The sequence below is a fragment of the Vibrio sp. J1-1 genome, from assembly GCF_021728395.1.
Taxonomy (GTDB): domain Bacteria; phylum Pseudomonadota; class Gammaproteobacteria; order Enterobacterales; family Vibrionaceae; genus Vibrio.
The window spans coordinates 331415-353209 of the sequence record NZ_JAKKCM010000003.1; the positions used below are offsets into that span (position 1 = coordinate 331415).

Here is a 21795-nt window from a genome sequence, read left to right on the forward strand (position 1 = left end):
ATATGATCAAATTCGGAACAGGTGGCTGGCGCGCATTTATTGGTGAGGAATTTACCAAAGATAACGTACGTCTTGTCGCTCAGGCAGTGTCCAATATCATCAACGCTGAAAACGTTGCACAAAAAGGCTTTGTCATCGGCTATGACCGCCGCTTTTTGTCTGATAAAGCCGGACGTTGGTTTGCTGAAGTACTCGCAGCAAACGGAGTATCCGTGAGCTTTATCGATAAGTTTGTCCCAACACCGATTGTGATGTTCAAGGCAAAAGAGATGGGCTGTGCTTATTCGGCGTGTATTACCGCTTCCCATAACCCTGCGGATTACAACGGCATCAAAGTCTTCATCGAAGGCGGCCGCGATGCAGACGAAGTGATCACACAGAAAATTGAAACACAGATTGCGGCATTGAACGCAGAGAAAGTTCAAAGCGTCGACTTCGATCAAGCGGTAGAAGACAAGCTGATCAAAGTGATCAATCCAATGAACGAGTTCGTCGATTCCATCATTAATTTTATCGACATCGAAGCGATCAAAAAGGCCAACCTGCGCGTGTTGATCGACCCAATGTTTGGTGTAGCGAAAAACGCTCTGCAAACGGTATTGATCAACGGCCGTTGTGACGTAGACGTCATCAACGATGGCAAAAACCCAGATTTTGGCGGCTTAATGCCGTCACCGAGCGCTGCGACACTTTACCGCTTGATGCATCTCGTCGCGGAGCAAGGTTACGACATTGGTATCGGTACCGATGGTGACGCGGACCGACTCGGTATCATCGACGAGAAAGGTCACTTTATCCATCCAAATGAAGTATTGCTCCTGTTGTACTACTACTTACTTGAGTACAAAGGCTGGTCTGGTTCTGTAGTTCGTAACATTGCCACCACCCACCTGTTGGACAAGATTGCAGAGGACCACGGTGAGAAGTGCTTTGAAGTACCGGTAGGCTTTAAGCATATCAGTTCGCAGATGGAAGCAGACGACTCGTTAATCGGCGGTGAAAGTTCGGGCGGTTTAACCATTCGTGGCCACATTAAAGGCAAAGATGGCGTTTTTGCCTCAAGCCTATTGGTAGAAATGATTTCTGTCACGGGTAAAAAACTCTCTGAGCTACTGGACGAAATCTACGCCAAATACGGTTACGCCTACATGGCAGAAGGTGACTGCAAGTTCAAACCTGCGCAGAAAGCGATCCTGCACAACCGCATCTACGTTGAGAAGCAACTACCTGACTTTGAGTTTGAAATCGAAAAAGTCAGCTACGAAGATGGGGCAAAGGTCTACTTCAAAAACGGGGGATGGATTATCGCTCGCTTCTCCGGCACTGAGCCGTTACTGCGTATTTTTGCCGAGATGCAAGATAAAGACACTGCGGAACGTGTTCTTCAACAGTTTAAAGATTTCTTATCTCTTTAACTAACCTTGTCTGGCTTCAAGCAGATGGCAGTCACTTAAGTCGAAGGTAGAGGAACACTTGCCCGGCATCACCGCCGGGCCTTTTTATATCTATACAAAACAAGTTAAGAGAAAGCCAATACCCCCTGAGTATCGACTTTTACTGCAACGCTGTCACCGATATTCAACGCCTGCGAGGAAGTGGCTAGTAATCGGTCTCCGTTCACATCAATCACATAGCGGCAGTGATCGCCCATAAAGTGTTGCTCCAGCACTTTCACTGCACTTTCTTCATCCACCTGAACCTGAACATGCTGTGGGCGCAGCAATAAAGCACATTCAGCCTCCAGTTGAATATCTTGCTGAGCAATTGCTTCTATCACGCCTAGATGCGTCTCAAACTCACTTTGAGACACTCTGGTTGCAACCAAGTAGCTACCGCCGCCTAGAAAGTCAGCAACAAATTTGCTTGAAGGTCGGTAATATAACTCTGAAGCCGTACCATACTGCTCAATCACACCATTGTTCATCACTGCCATTTTATCAGAAAAAGCAAAGGCTTCCTCTCGACTGTGAGTTACGAAGATCGCTGTAACACCTTGTTGTTTAAAGATCTTACGGATCTCGCTAATCAACTCGTGTCGCACTTGAGTATCGATGTTGGAAAACGGTTCATCCAGTAGCAGTAGATCCGGCTTGTAAGCTAATGACCGAGCAATAGCTACACGTTGTTGCTGACCACCTGACAATTGGTGAGGATAGCGATCACCATAGCCTTGTAGGTGCACCAACTCCAACATCTCTTCAACTTTCAAAAACTTTTGCTGAGGCGTTTCATTCTTTAAGCCAAAAGAGATGTTCTCTGCCACGGTAAGGTGAGGAAACAACGCGTAGTCTTGAAAAATCATCCCAATATTACGCTGCTCTGGTGGCATCCAGTTTTCACCATCATCGATAACTATGTCGTTGAGACTCATTCGTCCAGAAGACAAAGGCAACAATCCAGCTACCGCTTTTAGCAATGTTGTTTTACCACAGCCGCTAGCGCCTAACAGACACACAATCTGTCCTTGTTCCACCTCAATAGACAACGACTCTAAAACGGTTTGATCATCGTACTGGCAGGTCAGATTGTTAATGGATAATGCGCAGCTCATCAGTGATTTTGCTCCAGTGAACGGTTAACGACAATAAGTGGGATCAACCCAACAAAAACCAACAACACAGCAGGTAAAGCTGCCAACTCTAGATGCTCATCGGAAGCAAAGTTATAAACGTACGTTGCTAGTGTTTCAAAATTAAACGGACGCAGAAGAAGCGCCGCATTGAGCTCTTTCATTGACTCGATAAAAACTAATAGAGCAGCGATAAGCGCCCCACGCTTGACCAGCGGAAAGTGTACACGCCACAACATGGTATTTGGTGTACATCCCATGGTACGTGAAGCCATGTCCAAGGACGGTGAGATTTTGTTTAAGTTGCTCTCGATACTACCAATTGCGACAGCAGAGAAACGCACAACCATAGCAAAGATCAACGCGAACATAGAGCCTGAAAAAATCAGCCCTGGTCTACCCCACTCCATCGCTTTTGCGACATCATTGACTCGGTGATCCATAAATAAAACCGCTACCATGACACCAATCGCCAACACCGTTCCGGGCACGGCATAACCCATTGAGGATAAGCGCATAAATGCAAGCGTTGTTCTCTTGCTATTGACTCGGTAAGTAAAATTCACCAGAAGTGCAACAGTGACACCAACTATGGCTGCGATAACCGATACGACCAGGCTATTCCAGGCATACTCACGGAATTGTGGCGTCCAACTTTGCTCGAAGTAAGTAATTGAATAATCGATCAACTGTAGCAGCGGCATGATAAACGCGATTAAAACCAAACCCCAACACCAAATTAGTGCAGCCCATTTTTTCCAGCCTGTCAGTTCATAGCGGAAATCTTCATGGCTGTTAAACTGACTCTGGAATAATTTCTGCTTTCTGCGGCTATAGCGTTCTGAACTTAGCAGCAGCACGACTATCACCAGCATGATGGCGGAAATTTTGGCGGCAGCATTGAGATTAGAGTACCCAAGCCAAGTATCGTATACCGCTGTCGTTAACGTATTCACCGCAAAGTAACTGACGGTACCAAAGTCACCGATGGTCTCCATCGCAACAAGTGATAAGCCAACAGCGATAGAGGGACGCGCTAAAGGAAGAGAAATACGCCAAAAGCTTTCCCGTGGCGAGCATTTCAGAAGACGTGCACTTTGCAACAAAGAGACGTTTTGCTCCATAAACGCAGCTCGACAAAGCAAATATACGTACGGATACAAAACAAGAGAAAGAACAAAGGTCGCTCCAGACAGAGTACGAATATCCGGGAACCAGTATTCTCTAGGTCCCCATCCTGTTATCTCTCGTAAAAAGATTTGTATCGGTCCGGCGAAGTCAAACCAGTCAGTAAAAATATACCCGATGATGTATCCTGGCATCGCTAACGGTAAAACTAGTGCCCACTGCAACCACTTCTCAGTGGGCAGTTTACACATCGCCATAAGCCACGCACATGGTATGCCAAAAATTAAAGACAATACCATCACACCAATGGTTAGAGTAACGGTGTTATAGATATAAGTCGGCATGACCGTCGACATCAAGTGCGCAAACAGTTCATCCGTTTCACCAATTGCGGTGTAGAAGATCGCTAAGATCGGTAAAACCAGTAGCGAAGCCAAAACTCCACTACTGGTTTTCCATAAATAATTTTTTTCTTTCATCGCCTATTTACAGCCAGGCTGAGCGAGAAATAAATGCATCTGCAAATACATCTCATATCCTTTTAATCGATGAGGGCTAGTTATACCCTTATAAACAAACAACCTCAAGTGGCCCTGGTAAAAGAGCGACTTGAGGCTGTAAATTTATCATCGGTGAACTGACTTCTCACCGAGCAAAATCAAACTAACGATTAAAGATCGAACTTAACTTCGTCTAGCAGTTTGATTGCAGCTTCATGGTAATCAGCAATCTCGTCTAGAGAAAGAGTATCTGCTTTGAACTCACCCCAAGATGCTACAAGCTCAGAAGGCTTAACGTCAGCTTTAACTGGGTATTCAAAGTTCACTTCTGCGTACATGCTTTGCGCTTTGTCACCAGCTAAGAATTCCATAAGCTTAAGTGCGTTCGCTTGGTTTGGCGCGTATTTCGCCATTGCCATACCAGAGATGTTTACGTGAGTACCTGTTGTTTCTTGGTTAGGGAAGTTAATGTATACCGCATCAGCCCAAGCTTTCTGCTCTTTGTCGTTAACCATCTTACCTAGGTAGTAGCTGTTACCAAGAGAAACGTCACATAGACCTTCTTTGATCGCTTTAACCTGTGCACGGTCGTTACCTTGAGGTTTACGAGCTAGGTTTGCTTTTACGCCTTCTAGCCATTCTTTTGTCGCAGCTTCACCTTGGTGAGCAATCATAGAAGAAACTAGAGACACGTTGTATGGGTGTTTACCGCTACGTGTACAGATTTTGCCTTTGAAATCAGGTTTCGCTAGGTCAGCGTAAGTAAAGTCCTCACCTAGTTTGCCCACACGGTCACGAGAAGAGTAAACACTACGAGTGCGAGTTGTTAGTGCAAACCACTCGTTCGCTGTGTCTTGGTATTGAGCTGGAATGTTCTTTTCTAGAACTGGGCTATCAACAGACTGAACCACGCCTTTCTTTGTTAACTCTGCTAGACGCGCAATATCAACAGTTAGAAGAACGTCAGCTGGGCTGTATTCGCCTTCCTGAACTAATTTTTCTGCGATACCTTCTTTAGCAAACTTAACGTTTACTTTAATGCCGGTCTCTTTAGTGAACTCGTTAAACATAGGCTCAACCAAGAATGGTTGGCGGTATGAATAAACGTTCACTTCTTCAGCAGCCATTGCCGTTGGAGCCAGTGTTGCACAAGCTAAAGCAGAAAGAGTTAGCACTTTTTTCATGGTTCAATCCTTTAAGTATTCGTAATGATAATATTTATCAGTAGCGTTATTATATTCATGTCGACTTCAAAAACAATCTCCAAATAACAAAAAACCTGCCTTAGTTGGCAGGTTTTTGATCTCGCTAAGCGTAACTGATTGCAATGCTATTGATTTACTTCGCAGTGACAAACTCAGGGTAAGCACCAACACCACAGTCGTGCATATCCATACCTTCCATCTCTTCGTCTTCCGACACTCGGATACCAACCGTTGCTTTCAAAATTGCCCAAACAACCAAACTTGCACCGAATACCCAAGCAAAGATTACGCCCGCCCCTAGAAGCTGTGCACCAAACGTAGCGTCACCATTGCTTAGAGGAACCACCATTAGACCGAAGAAGCCACATACACCGTGTACTGAGATAGCACCGACTGGATCATCGATTTTCAGCTTATCTAGGCCGATGATGCTAAACACTACTAGCGCACCTGAAACCGCACCGATTGCCACTGAGTATAGTGGTGACGGAGATAGAGGGTCTGCCGTGATTGCTACTAGACCTGCTAGCGCACCGTTGAGGATCATCGTTAAGTCTGCTTTACCCCAAGTGGTTTTACATACGAATAGTGCAGCAATTGCACCTGCGGCTGCGGCTGCGTTGGTGTTCAGGAAGATTTGACCTACTGCAGTCGCATTTTCAAAGTCAGACACCATTAACTGAGAACCGCCATTAAAGCCAAACCAACCAAACCATAGAATGAACGTACCAAGTGTAGCAAGCGGCATGTTTGAACCTGGAATAGGGTGAATTTCACCATTTTTACCGTACTTACCTTTACGAGCACCCAGTAACAGAACACCAGCTAGTGCAGCAGAAGCACCTGCCATGTGTACAATACCTGAGCCGGCAAAGTCACTAAAGCCCGCTTCTGATAGGAAACCGCCGCCCCAAGTCCAGTAGCCTTCCATTGGGTAGATGAATGCAGTCAAGATTGCAGAGAAGATCAGGAATGACCATAGCTTCATTCGCTCAGCAACCGCACCTGAAACAACAGACATCGCTGTCGCAACAAATACTACTTGGAAGAAAAAGTCAGATTCTAGAGAATGGTCTGCACCTTCCCCCTGAGAACCAATAAGGGCACCTAATGACGGTAACCAACCACCTTCGCCGTTATCAACGTACATGATGTTGTAACCAACAACTAGGTAAGTCGTACAAGCAATCGCGTACAGACAAAAGTTCTTAGTCAAAATTTCTGTTGTGTTTTTAGAGCGAACGAGGCCTGCTTCAAGCATGGCAAAGCCCGCTGCCATCCACATGACCAATGCACCGGAAATGAGGAAGAAAAAAGTGTCTAGTGCGTAACGTAACTCTGTTACTGTTGTTGCTAATTCCATAATAGTGTCTCCAATCCCTTGAATACTTTTAAAGTGCTTCTGCGTCCATTTCACCAGTACGGATGCGAACAGCTTGATTCAGGTCGTATACAAAAATCTTACCGTCACCAATTTTTCCTGTTTGCGCCGCTTTTGTGATGGCTTCTACCACACGATCGACATTATCTGCATGAGTTGCGATTTCTATTTTTACTTTTGGTAGGAAATCAACTTGGTACTCCGCGCCGCGGTACAACTCGGTGTGACCTTTTTGGCGACCAAAACCTTTAACTTCTGATACCGTCATCCCTTCGATGCCTACGTCAGCCAACGCTTCACGTACATCGTCTAACTTAAATGGCTTAATAATGGCATTGATTATTTTCATTAAATTCTCTCCGAAGCATTCATCCTGAAACACTTCTTATAATCCAATCTACGTGCCAAGTTTTTAAATCATTGATTTAAAACAATTAAAATCGACCGATTACAATACAAACAAAAAAGGCGCACCATAACAGTGCGCCTTTCTCCCAAATATAAAGCAACCTACAATTGATTACCCAAAATTGTGCATTAAATGTTCAAAAAATCTTTCCATTGCTCTATAAGAGTCATAAAGTCTTCGAGACCGCAGCTAGCCGTGCTTTCACAGTCGTACAATTCGAACTCGCTGTCTTTGTCTTGTTCATAATGATGCAGCAATGCATTATCTTGTACCGTTACTTCATCACCACAAATCATTAAACTGATTTCTCTCCCCAAAAGTGAATACTCTTGAGTAGGCTTACTTATGGCCGATGAAATAAGTGCATCCACTTCTGCGATGTGATGGCGTTCTTTGCCAATTTCTTCTTGTAACCAACGCCCAATAATTTCGTGCTCCATAGAACAGTGACAATAGTAACTACCATCTAAGGTGTTTTTCTTAAATTCGTAGTCCATCCTATTTCCTTCATTTATTTTAACTGATAAATATATAAGTTAAATCAATATTGATATTCATTATTATCAGTTAATATGCCCCGCTAAACCACCACTAGAGCTGGGTTTATAAAACGAGTATGCAGTTAAACGAAAACATCGCCCGACAAATCGTTGAGCGAACCATGACGATTATCTCTCATTCGGTCAACGTAATGGATGAAAAGGGGCGCATTATTGGCTCAGGTGACAGTAGTCGCTTACAACAGAAACATGAAGGTGCTGTTCTAGCGATCAATGAGAGACGTATTGTCGAGATTAATCAAGCCACGGCTAATAACCTCAAAGGAGTCAAGCCCGGTATTAATCTGCCAATTATCTATAGCAATCAGGTAATCGGTGTTATTGGTATATCCGGTGCACCAGAAGAGGTTCACCATTATGGTGAGTTGGTGAAAATGACCGCAGAGTTGATCATCGAACAAGCCGATCTTATGTCACAGGTTCAATGGAACAAACGTCACCGGGAAGAACTTGTTCTTCAACTGATCCAAGGTTCAACTTTAAATGATGGTCAACTGACGTCGATCGCCGAGCGCCTTGATCTCGATCTTTCTCAACCGAGAATAGCCGCTGTAGTCAAAGTAATACCTAGTGATGATACTCCAATGCTTCTGGAGCACTTGCAACAACTGGTGCACCTACTCGAGTATCCAGAACGCGACAACTTAGTCGGGATTATTTCAGTATCAGATCTTGAAGTCGTCGTGCTCAAGCCCATTACCCTAACGGCGAATAGTTGGTCGAAAGAGAACGAAAAAAAGAGTGCCAACCAATTGTTACGCCGGGTAAAAACACAAGGTAAGTTTAAAATCCGGGTTACACTGGGCGATTATTTCCCTTCATTGCAAGGTTTAGCCCAGTCTTATCAAACGGCCAAACGGGCCATGGAGTTGACTCAAAACCAGCCCGGGCAAGTTTTCTTCAGTCAAGACTACCGGGTTCCGGTACTACTCAGCGCGGTAAAAGATGAACCTTGGCAGCTACAGCAATTGTGTCATCCGTATCAATTGCTCCAGCTCAGCGACTCCAAGGGTACTCTCATAAAGACGCTCAACGTGTATTTTGAACAAAATTGCGATGCACATCAAACCTGTTGCGTGCTTCATATTCACCGTAATACTCTGCGCTATCGCCTTGATAAAATATCACAAATAACATCATTAGATATCAATAATTTAGATTCGATAATTCAATTGTATCTTGGTTCTTCGTTTAGCCACTTAAAAGACGAAAAATATGCAGACGCACAGTAATTGAGTTGTTTTTCAAAAGAAAGATTGTTTGATCGTCCAAAGACTGACTGAATCGTGCCTTTTATATTGGCCAAACTTAATCACTAGCTTGGATAATATAAAATGGTTGAAGTATCTGCTCTTGGAGCCTTGGCCGCATTAATTGTGGCCATATCTTTAATTCTAAAGAAAGTTCCACCAGCGTACGGTATGATCATCGGAGCCTTAATTGGTGGTGTCATTGGCGGTGTATCATTAACTGATACCGTCTCTCTAATGATTGGTGGTGCTCAAGGTATCGTGACAGCGGTACTTCGTATTCTTGCTGCCGGAATATTAGCTGGTGTACTGATAGAATCTGGCGCGGCAACTTCTATTGCAGAAACGATTGTCAAAAAAGTAGGAGAAACACGTGCACTACTTGCATTAGCGCTAGCGACTCTCATTTTAACCTCAGTTGGTGTATTCGTTGACGTTGCCGTTATTACGGTTGCTCCAATTGCTTTAGCTATTGCCCAGCGAGCTTCCATTTCAAAAGCTGCGATCCTATTGGCGATGGTGGGCGGTGGTAAAGCCGGCAACGTAATGTCGTCAAACCCAAATGCCATCGCAGCCGCTGACGCCTTTGACGTACCACTGACTTCCGTAATGCTTGCAGGTGTTGTTCCAGGCTTATTTGGTCTTGCTCTCGCTTATTTTTTAGCTAAGCGACTGAGCAATAAAGGAAGTGTGGTACAAGCAAGCGAAGTTGTTACTGTTGAGCGCAGAAAATTACCAACCTTTGGCGCTGCTATCGTTGCTCCACTTGTGGCTATCGCGCTACTTGCACTACGCCCAATCGCTGGCATCAACGTTGACCCTCTTATCGCTTTGCCTCTTGGTGGCCTTATCGGCACCGTTGTCATGGGACGTTTTAGCGACACTAACCACTTTGCATTATCAGGTCTCACCCGTATGGCACCAGTAGCGGTGATGCTATTGGGTACAGGTACACTCGCAGGCATTATCGCTAACTCCGATCTTAAAGGAGGTATGATTGAAATCCTTACTGCGTCTGGTTTGCCATCTTATTTACTTGCACCAATTTCTGGCGCATTGATGTCACTAGCAACCGCTTCAACAACCGCGGGGACAGCAGTAGCAGCCAGCGTATTTAGTCACACAATTCTAGAACTTGGCGTTCCTGCACTTGCTGGCGCAGCAATGATTCACTCTGGTGCAACCGTACTGGATCACATGCCTCATGGTAGTTTCTTTCACGCAACTGGTGGTGCACTCAACATGGATATCCGTGAGCGTTTTAAGCTCATCCCTTATGAGTCAGCAGTTGGCCTGACGATCGCGTTTGTCTCTACCATGATATTTGGTGTGTTTGGTTTATTTATTTAAGGCGTTTAGGTGTCACTATGAAAATTGTTATTGCTCCAGATTCTTACAAAGAAAGTCTAAACGCGATGGATGTGGCTATCGCTATCGAGAAAGGATTTAAACACGTCATGCCAAATGCAGAGTATATCAAACTGCCAATGGCTGACGGTGGTGAAGGAACCGTCCAGTCTCTTGTTGATGCTACTGGTGGTGAAATTATTGAGCACTCAGTAACCGGTCCACTTGGCGAGCCTGTTACTGGCTTCTATGGACTAATGGGCGATGGCAAAACAGCCATCATCGAAATGGCTGCAGCATCTGGTTTACACTTAGTCGATCCTGATAAACGTAACCCGATGATTACCACAACTTTTGGGACTGGTGAGCTGATTGCAGCCGTGCTCGACAAAGGTGTAGAGCACATCATCGTCGGTATTGGCGGTAGTGCCACTAACGATGGGGGTTTAGGTATGGCACAAGCACTTGGTATTCGCCTTTTAGACGAAACGGGTGAATCACTTGGCTTTGGTGGTGGTGAGCTTTCCAAGCTTCACAGTATCGATACGAGTGGTCTCGACCCCCGACTTGCACAAGTGCGTTTAGAGGTAGCATGTGATGTAGACAATCCTTTATGTGGACCTCAAGGTGCATCACAAGTGTTTGGTCCACAAAAAGGCGCGACACCTGAAATGGTTGAGCAACTCGATCGTAACCTAGTGCACTACTCCAGGATAATCGAAACGCAGCTAGGTCAAGATGCTCTCAATCGCCCAGGCGCTGGCGCTGCAGGAGGTTTAGGCGCAGCACTTATGAGCCTGCTCAATGCTGAACTACGTCCTGGAATTGAGATCGTAATGGATGCGATTAATCTGGAAGAAACCATCGAACATGCTGATCTGGTCATCACTGGTGAAGGCCGTATTGATAGCCAAACCATTCATGGCAAAACGCCAGTTGGTATTGCTCGTGTGGCTAACAAACATTTCGTACCAGTGATCGGCATTGCTGGTTGTTTGTCTCAAGATTGTGGCGTCGTCCATGATCATGGCATCGATGCGGTTTTTTCAATTGTAAATCGTTCGGTAGACATGCCAACGGCATTCGCTGAAGCGGCACAGAACATTGAACTCACAGCACGCAATATCGCTGCGATGTTGCAGTTAAAGCTTTAAAAGATAGTATCTGCCTAAGTCGTTAGTCAAAAAAAAACCGCAGACATTGTCTGCGGTTTTCGTATTTCACCTATAAAGCTTATGCTGGCTCTTGGAAAATAACCGTATCTGCTTTCTGAGTGTACTGATCCATCTTATGGAAGTTCAGGTAACGGTAAGTATCAGCTGCTGTTGCGTTGATCTTCGCTGCGTACTCCAGGTACTCTTCCTTAGTTGGAATACGACCTAGAATTGCACCTACTGCTGCTAGCTCCGCAGAAGACAAGTAAACATTCGCACCAGTACCTAGACGGTTCGGGAAGTTACGCGTTGAGGTCGACATGACTGTCGCTTTGTCTGCTACGCGAGCCTGGTTACCCATACATAGTGAACATCCCGGAGTTTCGATACGAACACCAGCACGGCCGTAGATACCGTAGTAACCTTCTTCAGTTAGCTGGTCACGGTCCATCTTAGTTGGCGGAGCCACCCATAGACGCGTATCCAGTGAACCACCCCATTGCTCAAGCAGTTTGCCTGCTGCGCGGAAGTGACCAATGTTGGTCATACATGAACCGATAAACACTTCATCGATTTGTGTACCTTGAACTTCTGAAAGTAGACGAGCGTCATCAGGGTCGTTTGGCGCACATAGGATTGGCTCGTTGATTTCCGCTAGATCAATCTCGATTACGTGCGCGTATTCTGCATCCGCATCTGCTTCCATTAGCTCTGGGTTGTCTAGCCACTCTTGCATTGCAGTGATACGACGTTCGATAGTACGACGGTCGCCGTAACCTTCCGAGATCATCCACTTAAGCATAGTGATGTTTGAGTTTAGGTACTCTTCGATCGACTCTTGAGAAAGCTTAACGGTACAGCCTGCCGCTGAACGTTCTGCCGATGCATCTGAAAGTTCAAACGCTTGCTCAACCGTTAGGTGTTCAACACCTTCGATCTCTAGAACGCGACCAGAGAATTCGTTGATCTTACCCGCTTTCTCAACCGTTAGTAGGCCTTGCTTGATGCCGTAGTAAGGGATTGCATGTACTAGGTCACGTAGCGTGATACCCGGTTGCATTTCACCTTTAAAGCGAACCAAGATTGACTCTGGCATATCCAGTGGCATAACGCCTGTTGCTGCTGCGAATGCAACCAGACCAGAACCTGCTGGGAATGAGATACCTAGTGGGAAACGAGTATGCGAGTCACCACCTGTACCTACTGTATCAGGCAGAAGCATACGGTTTAGCCACGAGTGGATAACACCGTCACCCGGACGTAGTGATACACCACCACGGTTCATGATGAAATCAGGAAGTGTGTGGTGAGTGTTTACGTCAACTGGTTTTGGATATGCCGATGTGTGACAGAAAGACTGCATCACTAGGTCTGCAGAGAAGCCAAGACACGCAAGGTCTTTAAGCTCATCACGCGTCATAGGCCCCGTAGTATCCTGAGAACCAACTGTGGTCATCTTAGGCTCACAGTAAGTACCTGGACGAACACCTTCTACGCCACACGCTTTACCAACCATCTTCTGTGCAAGCGAGTAACCTTTGCCTGTATCAACAACGTCACCTGGTTTGCGGAAGAAATCTGCTGGCTCTAGACCCAGAGATTGGCGAGCTTTGTCAGTCAGACCACGACCGATGATCAGTGGGATACGACCGCCAGCACGTACTTCGTCGATAAGTACGTCTGTTTTTAGCTTAAATTCAGCCAGAGTTTCGCCAGTTTCGTGGTTACAAACTTTACCTTCGAATGGGTAAACGTCAATCACGTCGCCCATGTTCAGTTTCGATACGTCAACTTCGATCGGTAGTGCGCCCGCGTCTTCCATTGTGTTGAAGAAGATTGGTGCAATCTTACCACCTAGTACGTAACCACCAGCTCGTTTATTTGGAACGTTAGGGATGTCATCACCCATGAACCAAAGCACTGAGTTAGTAGCAGATTTACGAGAAGAACCCGTACCAACTACGTCACCAACGTAAACAAGTTGATGGCCTTTAGATTGCAGTTCTTCGATCTGTTTGATTGGACCGATGCTACCTGGTTGGTCTGGAGTGATGCCTTCACGCTCGTTCTTCAGCATCGCTAACGCATGAACTGGGATATCAGGGCGAGACCAAGCATCTGGTGCTGGAGACAGATCATCGGTGTTTGTTTCACCAGTAACCTTGAATACAGTCAGAGTGATTTTTTCTTGCAGCTCAGGCTTAGACTGGAACCATTCCGCGTCAGCCCAAGATTGTAGAACTTGCTGTGCAAACGTGTTGCCTGCTTTCGCTTTTTCTTCCACATCGTAGAAAGCATCAAACATAAGCAGTGTGTGAGACAGTGCTTTTGCAGCGATTGGCGCTAGAGCATCGTCGTCCAGTAAAGTAACGAGTGGCTCGATGTTGTAACCACCTTGCATAGTACCTAGCAACTGTGCCGCTTTTTCACGGCTTACTAGCGGAGAAGATACCTCACCTTTTGCGACTGCGGTAAGAAAACCAGCTTTAACATACGCGGCTTCATCAACACCTGGTGGAATACGGTTCTCTAGTAGGTCAAGAAGGAATTCTTCTTCACCTTGAGGGGGATTTTTAAGAAGTTCCACAAGGCCTGCAACTTGCTCGGCGTTTAGTGGTTTAGGTACAACTCCTTCGGCAGCACGCTCTTCGACGTGTTTACGGTAGGCTTCAAGCACGACTTTTTCCTCTCATTGCGGTTCCTCCTTTATTATTACTATTGTTAAAGTAAAGGAGTGAACATCCTTGGAAACTTGGCTCTCCATTGCCCTTGTTTTCATTCAATAATGATTGAGAAACAGCGCCGTAGAGGCCAAACTGTGGGCCAAAGAATAGCAAATTTAACCTTCAATTAAAATCTCATCATTTTGACCAACATAGCAACTTACGACTAAAGTTCTGCTAATTTTGAGCAAATATGCTTAGGTTATGCCATCTTGTGCCAATTAATTAAACGAAGTTCCTACGATTAAGTACACAGCATCTAAGTTCTGCTCTGTACGACCGTAAGACAACATTATAGGCCCGATTGGGGAATCGACACCAAAGAATACTGAGCCCGCATTATACAGTGGAGCCTCATCCAAATGGAGGTCGTTATCAGACCAAACCCCACCATACTCCAGTGACGCGCCTATATATACCGGAGCTTCGAACAGTCCGAAGTCATTATCGAACCACTTGTAACGGTAAACTAGGCTGCTAAAGAATAAATCCTGCCCAATCAGACTATTTCTCGGAATGCCCGAAAGGTTTAAAAAGCCCCCTAACTCTCGCGGATCGAGTGGGATGGTGGAATTTTTACTCTCAACAAAGCTGTATTCAGCATGTCCGACTAAAGTATGACGCTGATGACTGACTGCACCTTTAAATCGGGCTGAAATTTCATACACCGTATCTTCAACGGACGTCTCAGAATCTAAGAAATTATCACCCTCAGGGCTTTTGTCATGGGAGACAAAATACTCCAAGTCAACCAATAAGCCACGAGTAGGAAAAGCAAAGTCATCAAGCGTGTCTAACCGATAACTTGCAAATAGGCCGAGTCGATCAAAATCCAGATTGCCCGCCGATGCCAATGTGGAAAGTTCAATGCTGCCGGTTGAATAGCGGGCCCCCATTCGTAATTCTTGCCATAACGTCGGTTGAAGGCCAATAGAAAGCTCAGATGTAAAGTCGCTGTACGACACAGGAAGGAAATCATCTACGGCGCTAATATCAGGGTTTTTGAAGTCACTCAGCGGTAAGTTTCTACTCTCGTTGCTGTAGGTCAGTCGTCCGGAAACGAAAAGCTGTTGGCTCGACATAACTGGTGAGTACAGTTCCGCTTCAATCAGCTTATCCGTCCCCATTTCGACATTAAATGCCAACTCTGCACCATGTGAGTTTAAGTTGGTAAAATTGGTCGACAACCCAATGCCATACTGGCTGTCAGTGTCGAAGTCATCTTCAAGGAAAAATCGAAAATTTAGGTAATTTGGGCCCCATGACTTTTCGTTGACGGTAAAAACTAACCGTGAGGAGCCATCTTCTTCCTCAAAGTGGTAAGTGATCAACTCAAAACGATCAAGCGCATAGAGGTTTTCAACCGCTTTTTCTATTTCTTGCGTTGGGATTGTACGCCCCGTCTCTAAATGCAGACGGTTGGTCAACAGCACATCGCTGTAGTGTGTGTTATTTATGATCACAACGTCATCAACAACACGCTCATCACCGTGAACTAAGGTTTTACGGGCTTCTTGTTTACGGTCGATGTAACCTTGGTAATCCGCACTGGAGAGACTCAAACCTTTTAATTTCGCCGACAACGTTTTCGTGATTTCATATCCCGACTGAAGCGCCGAAGGCATCTTATCAAACTCAACGGTTTCCATTTGGCCAACATTGGGACGAATGTAGATATCTTGTTCATGGAGCGCTTCAACTTGCTCTTGGGTACTACGACGCACAAGATAATTGGAAAGTTGATCGGCTACGGTAAACAACCCGGTAAAGTCTTCTTTGGTTTTGTAATCGGTACTGATATCTACAGCGATAACAACGTCCGCTCCCATCGCACGAGCCACATCAACTGGCATGTTATTTACCACGCCGCCATCAACCAGCATGTGACCATTTAACTGATAAGGTGGGAGTGCACCTGGTACAGACATGCTGGCCATCATCGCATCCACTAGGTAACCGTTACCAATGACGACTTCTTCAAGCTCTAAGATATCAGTCGCAACAGAGCGATACGGAATGGCCAGTTCATCAAAAGAATCAAAACGTCCCAAATTACCCGTGCTTTCACGCAGGATACGCAGCATGTTTTGTCCTTGCACCACACCAGTTGGCGCTCTTACTTCGGTCAAGCGTAGCCCAAGATCGGTATATATCTGGTAACGGTCTTCATACTCTTTATCACGAACTCGGCGCTGGCTTCGGTCTACGCGATCTCGATAACCGCCGTTCCAATCCACTGTGTAGATAAAGCTCTCAATCTCATCAGCGCTCATACCAGTCGCATACAAGCCGCCAACATACGCCCCCATGCTCGTGCCAGTGATGATATCAACCGGAATTTGCATCTCTTCAAGCGCTTTAAGTACACCAATATGTGCAGCACCCTTTGCACCACCACCAGCGAGAACCACAGCGATTTTAGGATGCGATGCAGAAGCCTCTTCCTGAGCCAGGGAAGCCGAAGGCATAGCGATCAAAAAGAAGCTCAGCCAAAGCGCGAAGTAGCGAGTTAACGGGCCAAATGACAACTTTTTGAACATTCACTTTTCCTTTATCGAATCTCTGGCTTTAGGAAGTTGGTTGGCAATGTTGGTCAACCTCACTTCCCAGCTTATAGGCCCTAATATGTACTAAGAATTGACTAGTGAAACAAGTTTATACTTGCAGTTTAGCGACACTACCAATTAAATAAATCATTAATCCAGTTAGATTTTTTCTCACACAGCTGCTTTACCTGACCTGTTTTATCCCATACAGGCAGTTTATATTCGCTACGGCAGTTCATTTCCAACCCACCCTTGGTAGTTTGTTTGAATCCCAATGTCGTCACTTCTCGAGGCCAAGGTAGCGCTAAACGTTCTGGAATACGCTGAGACAAATATTCTGCGTACACACGTAGAGCCCCACTCGCACCCGTTAAATTGGTGGGTTTATTATCGTCACGCCCCAGCCAGATCGTGGTGACTTCTCTGCCATCCACTCCCACAAACCAGCTATCACGAGTGTCATTACTGGTACCGGTTTTGCCAGCCAGCGCAGCCCAAGCAAATTGGTTCTGCAAAAAGCGACCCGTTCCCTGCACAACGCCTTGTTTCATCGCGTAAGTGGTGAGCCAAGCAGCTTGTTCATCCACCTCACGAGAGGCGCGAGGAAGTGATTGGTACAAAACATTCCCTTCCATATCAATCACCGAGCGAAGTGCTGTTAACCTAGCTCGTTTACCTGAGTTTGTCAGAGTCTGATACATCTGAGCCACCTCAAGCGGCGTCAATGAAAATGCCCCAAGGAACATGGAAGGCACTGGGCGGATTTCGTCTTTGCTTACGCCTAAGCGCTCTAAGGTCGCCGTCACCTCTGGTATACCAAGCTCCATACCCAAACGCACGGTTGGTACATTAAGCGACTTCGCTAATGCAATGAAGAGCGGAACATCGCCACGATATTTACGGTCGTAGTTGCGCGGCGTCCAAACCGAGCCTTCACTGCCTTTCAAACTTAGCGGCGTGTCATGCAGCGTTGTGCCCAAGTTGTACTTTTCCGGTTGCTCCAGTGCTGTCAGGTAAATAGCGGGTTTCACTAAAGAACCAATAGGACGGCTCGCATTTAGTGCTCGGTTAAAGCCATCATAACCCGCTCGCTTCCCGCCAACCATCGCGCGGATTTCACCACTATGGCGATCCACGGCAACCGCCGCGGCTTCGAGTTCTTTACCACCTCGCTTAGACAAATCGGGGATCTTTTTCGCGATGGCCTGTTCCATTTTGCTTTGTGATACCGGATCAAGAGAGGTGAAAACTCTTAACCCCGTTTCCGCCTTAAAACGTTCACCGACTTTTTCTTTAAGCTCGATGCTCAACTGTTGGAAGTAAGCGGGCTGACGGCTGGCGATACGCGGGTTGCTTTGTGTGTCGAGCGGACGACTGGCGGCTTGATCATACTCTTGAGCCGTCAGTAGATTTTGTTGCATCAACAGACGTAACACCAAATCGCGGCGATCTTTGGTACGCTCAGGATAGCGAATAGGGTTGTAATAAGACGGCCCTTTTACCATACCGACTAACATCGCAAGTTGATCGACACGAAGTTCACTGATCGGCTGACCAAAGTAGTAGCGAGAAGCCAAACCAAAACCATGGATCGCTTCACCACCACTTTGCCCTAAGTACACTTCGTTTAAATATGCTTCCAGAATACGATCTTTGCTGTAGCGATAATCCAGAATCAACGCAATATAGGCTTCTCGAAGCTTACGCCACAAAGTCTTGTCGCGGGTGAGAAATAAGTTTTTCGCCAACTGCTGAGTCAGGGTACTTCCGCCCTGGACGGTGCGACCCGCCTTAATATTAGCAACGAGCGCGCGCCCAATAGCCAGCGGAGAAACACCGTCATGTTGATAAAAGTTTCGGTCTTCGGTAGCCAGTAACGCATCAACCAAGATTTCCGGGAACTGATCTCGACGTAGAAAAAGTCGTTGCTCGTTCTGATCTTTTTCTAGCATACCCAGCATCTTAGGTTCAAGACGTAAATACCCAAGATCTCCTCTAGATTCCAAAGACTGAATACGTTGTAAACCACCGTCAGAGAAATGCAGCATCACGTGGCGATCTGGCTCAGGGCCATCGGCGAACTCAAATGGACGACGAATTAGTTCAATGCGGGTAGAAGACGAAGAGTATTCTCCCGGATAACGAGGCGTGCTCACCTTTCGATAACTAAGTACATCCAATTCATTACGCAGCTCTTTGATGGTGATATTTTCACCCGGATTCAAATTAAGAATTCGCGCGTAAACAACAGTTGGCAGTTCAAATAACTGACCATCAAAGCGTTCTTTTACCACGCTATCTAAATAAATCCCGACAAACACTAATACCGTGGCCAGCGCAATACCCGCTTTCCAGCCAAACGACCACAACGTTTTGAGCCACGAACGTTTCCCATTACTTGGCTTCTTACCCGAGGTACGTTTGGTACGTTTTGCCGTACTTTTCGCCGCTGTTTTTTTCTTAGCTGGCGCTTTTTTTGTGCTTGGCTTTTTAGAGTTAGTCATTCTTCAATTGTCTTTTTGTTTTCGTTGTCGCTACATGGTTTGCAGGATCGTCTGGCCAAACGTGTTTTGGGTAGCGCCCTTTCATCTCTTTTTGCACGTCTTTATAACTGCCTTTCCAGAAGGCAGCGAGGTCAGTTGTTACTTGCAGGGGACGCTGCGCTGGAGAAAGTAACTCCAGTACCAAAGGCTTGCGCCCTAACGCAACGGTTGGCGATGTGCTTTCGCCAAATACTTCCTGCATTCTGACTGATAACACAGGTTCATGACCGTATTGGTATCGAATGCGTTTCTTTGTTCCCGTAGGTAGCAGATAGTACTCAGGTAACCACTCACCAAGGTTCTGGTTTAATGGCCAGCCTAGACGCGCATTCAACGCTTCAGTCAAATTAACTTTATTAAGCTCTTTTACCGACGATACGGAAGCCATATACGGCTCTAGCCACTCTTCCAATGATTCAAGTAAACTCGCGTCATCAAAGTTTGGCCAAGATTGCTCGGGTAACCAATCTATTGCACAGCGAATACGTTCGAGCAAACTCTCTGCTGCTGGCGACCAGTTTAGACTGCTCAACCCCTGACGGCGGACATAAGTGAGTAAAGCTTGTGTCATTTTTTCTTTGCCCGGACTTGGCAACGACTCACGCTCTATCACCAACTGACCGAGTTTTTGTTGCCGCTCAGCGATTAAACGCCCTCTTTTTTCATCCCAGTCAACCAGTTCTTCAGCTGAAAATAGCGACTTGAACGTTGTTTGCAGTATGTTGACATCCAATTCACATGCCAAATGAATTTGACTCGAATTAGAATGTGAACGCATCAAGTCAATCGCAACCAAATACTCACACGCACCCAAGCTATCCTCAGGGCGACATTCCGCACCATGACCATTCGATAACGTGAATCGACCGTATTGATTGCTGCGTTGCTGCGCAATACGGTCCGGAAACGCCAGGCTCAGGACCAGTGGCAGTGCACTCTCATCAATATCGCCAAGAGAAAAGGCACTATCCAGTTTGTGAGCTAAAGATTGCACGCGTTTAAGCAGCAGTGACTTTTTCGGATGTGTCCCTGTTACCCAGCGATGCAAGCTATGGGCAATATTGGTGACGTTTCTTTCTGGCTCTTCAATAAGGGCGACCGCTGCAAGCGCAGTATTTAACATCTTTTCACTGTGCTGCGCAGATTTAATCAACATAGCGGCAGAGCGAGGCTCAACACCAAGTACATGCGCCTGCCTACCACCAGCCGTCAATTGACCTTGTTCGTTTATCAGTTCAAGAGACACCAGAAGTTGCTTGGCCTGATTTAAAGCCGCCAGCGAAGGAATATTGAGCCATTTGAGATCCTGGATATCGCTCGCGCCCCAGAACGCTAACTCCATAACCAAACTCGCCAGATCCGAATGCAGAATTTCTGGCTGTGGCACCGCTGGTTGCTGTTTGAACTGACTTTCAGAATAGAGACGGACGCAAATCCCCTCTTCTATTCGACCTGCCCGTCCCATACGCTGAATTGCGGAAGACTGGGCAATACGAACCTGCTCTAGGCGAGTGAGACCATTTTTTAGATCAAAACGCGCAATACGCTCTAAACCAGAATCAACAACAAGGCGAATGCCTTCAATAGTCAGGGAAGTTTCCGCGATATTGGTTGCCAACACGACTTTACGTTTCCCTTTTACCGCAGGAGAAATTGCCTTTTGCTGCTGAGCAAAACTAAGCTGGCCGTATAGAGGGCAAACTTCGACCTCATCAGGCAGATGAGATAATCGTTCTTCTACCTGCTTTATTGCAGCAACGCCGGGAAGAAAGGCCAATAATGAGCCTGATTCTTTATTGATCAAACTCTCTATCGTTTTTGCCATCGCATTTGGCAGATGGTCATTAACGGCCAGAGGTGCATAGCGCGTTTCCACATCAAAACTGCGCCCTTTTGATTCAATAAAACTCGCTGCGGGGAGCAAAGTTTGCAACGCATCTTGATCGAGCGTTGCCGACATCACCACCAGTTTGAGATCATCACGCAACGCTTCCTGTACTTCTAAACTGAATGCCAACGCTGTGTCCGCATGAAGACTACGCTCATGAAATTCATCAAAAATCAGTAGGTCGACCCCATCCAGTTCAGGGTCATTTTGAATCATGCGTGTCATGACCCCTTCCGTCACAATCTCCAATTGCGTTACAGCGCTTACCTTTGTCTCACCGCGAACGCGATACCCGACTCTCTGTCCTACGTGCTCCCCTAATTGCTCAGACAAATACCGAGCGATATTTCGGGCTGCCAGTCGTCTTGGCTCCAGCATAATAATTTTGCCAGTCACCAATTGATGCTTAAGTAGTTGGAGAGGAAAGTACGTCGACTTACCCGCACCTGGCGCTGCTTTAAGGATGACCTGATGTTGGTTTTTGACCGCGGTAAGTAACTGAGGCATCACGGCTTCAATCGGCAATTGTGACAAAGGAAATACCTTATGGTGTAATGATGGCAACATTGTACATAAAAACATTCCTGTCTAA

At 46.1% G+C, this 21795-nt stretch carries 14 protein-coding genes; 4 read left to right on the forward strand and 10 right to left on the reverse strand.

Annotation, left to right across the window (positions count from 1 at the left end; all coding sequences use genetic code 11):
• Nucleotides 1-2 precede the first annotated feature (2 nt).
• Nucleotides 3-1415, forward strand: coding sequence for a phosphoglucomutase/phosphomannomutase family protein (locus tag L3V31_RS06360; RefSeq protein WP_237315277.1), 1413 nt, complete (start codon nucleotides 3-5; stop codon nucleotides 1413-1415).
• A gap of 104 nt (nucleotides 1416-1519) precedes the next feature.
• Here L3V31_RS06360 and L3V31_RS06365 read toward each other — a convergent pair whose 3' ends face one another.
• The 6 genes from L3V31_RS06365 to L3V31_RS06390 form a co-directional block, all read right to left on the reverse strand.
• Nucleotides 1520-2551 carry an ABC transporter ATP-binding protein gene (locus L3V31_RS06365; RefSeq protein ID WP_237315278.1) on the reverse strand — a complete coding sequence of 344 codons (1032 nt, stop codon included), beginning with the start codon at nucleotides 2549-2551 and terminating at the stop codon, nucleotides 1520-1522.
• Entirely contained in the window at nucleotides 2551-4176 is a 1626-nt protein-coding gene (locus tag L3V31_RS06370) for an iron ABC transporter permease (protein WP_237315279.1), read from the reverse strand. The genes L3V31_RS06365 and L3V31_RS06370 overlap by 1 nt, the downstream gene beginning before the upstream one ends.
• 191 nt (nucleotides 4177-4367) lie before the next feature.
• On the reverse strand, nucleotides 4368-5381 hold the full coding sequence (locus L3V31_RS06375) for a Fe(3+) ABC transporter substrate-binding protein (protein WP_237315280.1): 1014 nt from the start codon (nucleotides 5379-5381) through the stop codon (nucleotides 4368-4370).
• A 154-nt stretch (nucleotides 5382-5535) separates the two neighbouring features.
• Complete coding sequence (locus L3V31_RS06380) at nucleotides 5536-6765, reverse strand: ammonium transporter (protein ID WP_237315281.1); 1230 nt, start codon at nucleotides 6763-6765, stop codon at nucleotides 5536-5538.
• A gap of 28 nt (nucleotides 6766-6793) precedes the next feature.
• Nucleotides 6794-7132, reverse strand: coding sequence for a P-II family nitrogen regulator (locus L3V31_RS06385; protein ID WP_005386570.1), 339 nt, complete (start codon nucleotides 7130-7132; stop codon nucleotides 6794-6796).
• A gap of 188 nt (nucleotides 7133-7320) precedes the next feature.
• Nucleotides 7321-7689 (reverse strand): YacL family protein, encoded by a 369-nt coding sequence (locus tag L3V31_RS06390; RefSeq protein ID WP_237315282.1) that lies wholly within the window; start codon nucleotides 7687-7689, stop codon nucleotides 7321-7323.
• A 119-nt stretch (nucleotides 7690-7808) separates the two neighbouring features.
• Between L3V31_RS06390 and L3V31_RS06395 the strand changes: the two genes are divergently transcribed.
• The 3 genes from L3V31_RS06395 to L3V31_RS06405 all read left to right on the forward strand — a co-directional run bounded on the left by L3V31_RS06395 (nucleotide 7809) and on the right by L3V31_RS06405 (nucleotide 11503).
• Nucleotides 7809-8984: a sugar diacid recognition domain-containing protein gene (locus tag L3V31_RS06395; protein ID WP_237315283.1), complete on the forward strand. Its 1176-nt coding sequence runs from the start codon at nucleotides 7809-7811 to the stop codon at nucleotides 8982-8984.
• Between the two features lie 102 nt (nucleotides 8985-9086).
• Complete coding sequence (locus L3V31_RS06400) at nucleotides 9087-10352, forward strand: GntP family permease (RefSeq protein WP_237315284.1); 1266 nt, start codon at nucleotides 9087-9089, stop codon at nucleotides 10350-10352.
• 17 nt (nucleotides 10353-10369) lie between these two features.
• Complete coding sequence (locus tag L3V31_RS06405) at nucleotides 10370-11503, forward strand: glycerate kinase (protein ID WP_237315285.1); 1134 nt, start codon at nucleotides 10370-10372, stop codon at nucleotides 11501-11503.
• 79 nt (nucleotides 11504-11582) lie between these two features.
• Here the strand turns inward: L3V31_RS06405 and acnB are convergent, their stop codons facing one another.
• From acnB to hrpB, 4 genes are all read right to left on the reverse strand, one after another.
• A complete protein-coding gene (gene acnB / locus L3V31_RS06410) occupies nucleotides 11583-14180 on the reverse strand; it encodes a bifunctional aconitate hydratase 2/2-methylisocitrate dehydratase (protein WP_237315286.1) in 2598 nt (865 codons plus the stop codon).
• 267 nt (nucleotides 14181-14447) lie between these two features.
• The gene (locus tag L3V31_RS06415) at nucleotides 14448-16766 is read right to left on the reverse strand and encodes a patatin-like phospholipase family protein (RefSeq protein ID WP_237315287.1); all 2319 of its coding nucleotides are present in this window, start codon (nucleotides 16764-16766) and stop codon (nucleotides 14448-14450) included.
• Between the two features lie 137 nt (nucleotides 16767-16903).
• A complete protein-coding gene (mrcB, locus tag L3V31_RS06420) occupies nucleotides 16904-19276 on the reverse strand; it encodes a penicillin-binding protein 1B (RefSeq protein WP_237315288.1) in 2373 nt (790 codons plus the stop codon).
• The gene (hrpB, locus tag L3V31_RS06425; RefSeq protein WP_237315399.1) at nucleotides 19269-21737 is read right to left on the reverse strand and encodes an ATP-dependent helicase HrpB; all 2469 of its coding nucleotides are present in this window, start codon (nucleotides 21735-21737) and stop codon (nucleotides 19269-19271) included. The genes mrcB and hrpB overlap by 8 nt, the downstream gene beginning before the upstream one ends.
• Between the last annotated feature and the right edge of the window lie 58 nt (nucleotides 21738-21795).